Genomic DNA, 1,999 nt, shown 5'->3' with positions numbered 1-1,999 from the left:
CGAACCGCGGAGGAGCAGGTCGCCGATGCCGCACAGCGGCTCGGGGCCGGTGTCCGTGTCGAGCACGAGCGTCGCGCCGTCGACCCCGGCGCCGCCGGCGGGCAGGCCCGCCACCGACACGCGGCGCACAGCCACGCCCTGCGCGGCGAGCCCGTCGGCGTAGCGCGCCGAGCCGGGGTCGTCCACGTCGACGACCGCCGTGTCGCCCGGGCCCTGGTTCTCGAAGATGCGCGCCTTGTCCGCGGCGTACGCCTCGAGCGACCCGTGCCAGTTCACGTGGTCGGGGGTAACGTTGAGCAGGACCGACACCTTCGGCCGGAAGGTCGAGACGAGCGCGAGCTGGAACGAGGAGACCTCCGCGACGAGCACCGTCGCGGGCCCCGCATCGTCCACCGCGGCGATGGCAGCCGGCCCGATGTTGCCGACCGCCTCGGCGGCGATCCCCGCGTCCCGCAGCAGGTGCGCGACGAGCGACGTCGTCGTCGTCTTGCCGTTCGTGCCAGTCACGGCCACCCACGGCGACACCGACCGGCGGAACGCGAACTCGATCTCCGAGACGACCTCGGGGGCCTTCTCTCTCGCCGAGCGCATGAGCTCGCTGTGCGGCGGGATGCCCGGGCTCGCCACCGCGAGGTCCGCGGCGGACGTCTCGGCCGTCCCGCACAGTACCTCGACGCCGAGGGCGCGCAGGCACGCCGCCGTCTTCCGCAGGGCCGGCGTGTCCGCCTCGTCGACGGCGACCACCGTGACCGGGTCGCCGGCCGCGGCGTGGCGCGCGCAGTACTCGGCAGCGGCGTAGCCGGAACCGCCGAGCCCGAGCACCAGGATCTTGCCACGGAGCGGCTCGCGCGCGCTCATCGCGGCACCGTCGTGAAGTAGAAGGCGAACCCGGCGCCCGCGAGGATGCCCGCCGCGATCATGAAGCGCACCATGACCTTCGTCTCCGACCAGCCGAGCATCTCGAAGTGGTGGTGGATCGGCGCCATGCGGAAGATGCGCTTGCCGGTCAGCTTGAACGAGGCGACCTGCAGGATGACGGACAGCCCCTCCATCACGAAGACGCCGCCGATGAGTATCGAGAGCAGCTCGGTCTTGGTGAGCACGGCGATCGCCGCGATGGCGGCGCCGAGCCCGAGCGAGCCGGTGTCGCCCATGAAGATGTCGGCGGGGTAGGCGTTGTACCACAGGAACCCGATGCAAGCACCGCCGACCGCGGCGCCCACGAGCGCGAGCTCGAGGTGGTCGCGTGCGAACGAGATGCCCGCGTAGGCGAGCATGACGATCATCACGGTCCCGGCCGCGAGCCCGTCGAGGCCGTCGGCGAGGTTCACGGTGTTCGAGAACGCCGTGACCATGACGCTGACCAAGGCCACGTACAGCCACGGCACCGCGACCACGAAGCCTCCGGCCGGGACGCGCGTGGTGAGCACGCTCAGGTCGAGCGTACCGAGGAACGGGAAGGCGACGGTGGGCCTCAGTCCCACCCAGTTGACCGCCGCCAGCGAGAACGCGACGGCGACGGTGACCTGCCACGCCACCTTCACGCGCGGCGTGAGACCGAGCGAGCGCTCGTGCACGACCTTCGCGTAGTCGTCGACGAAGCCGAGCAGGCCGCAGCCGATCAGCACGCCGAGCACCAGCCCGCTCGAGCGGTCGAAGCGGCCCATGAGCAGGAAGGTCGCGCCTACCACCGCGAGGATGAGCACGCCGCCCATCGTCGGCGTGCCCTGCTTGACGAGGTGCCCCTGCGGGCCGTCCGCCCGCACCTGCTGGCCGATGTTGCGGAAGCGCAGCAGCTTGATCCACAGGGGGAACAGCGCTCCTGCGGCCACCAGCGAGATGACGGCCGTGAGGAAGACCTGGTAGGTCGGGTACCTGGCGAGGAACGCGCCCATGCGTCACGCACACCCGCCCGGGAAGCGGCCGGCGGCCGCGAGCTTCGCGAGCTCCTCGGCGGCGACCCGGCGGTCGGACCAGTGGCTGTCGCTTCTACACATCT

At 71.7% G+C, this 1,999-nt stretch carries 2 protein-coding genes; both read right to left on the bottom strand.

Going from position 1 to position 1,999, the window contains the following annotated elements; translation table 11 throughout:
- Nucleotides 1-858, bottom strand: an 858-nt coding sequence (locus tag FDZ70_09755; protein TLM69481.1) for a UDP-N-acetylmuramoyl-L-alanine--D-glutamate ligase, incomplete at its 3' end; no start/stop codon positions are given.
- Entirely contained in the window at nt 855-1,895 is a 1,041-nt protein-coding gene (locus FDZ70_09750; protein TLM69480.1) for a phospho-N-acetylmuramoyl-pentapeptide-transferase, read from the bottom strand. The genes FDZ70_09750 and FDZ70_09755, both read right to left, overlap by 4 nt.
- Nucleotides 1,896-1,999 lie beyond the last annotated feature (104 nt).

The organism is Actinomycetota bacterium, from assembly GCA_005774595.1.
Taxonomy (GTDB): domain Bacteria; phylum Actinomycetota; class Coriobacteriia; order Anaerosomatales; family D1FN1-002; genus D1FN1-002.
Note: the sequence above shows the minus strand (reverse complement) of the source record. Positions and strands in the feature narration are given on the sequence as shown.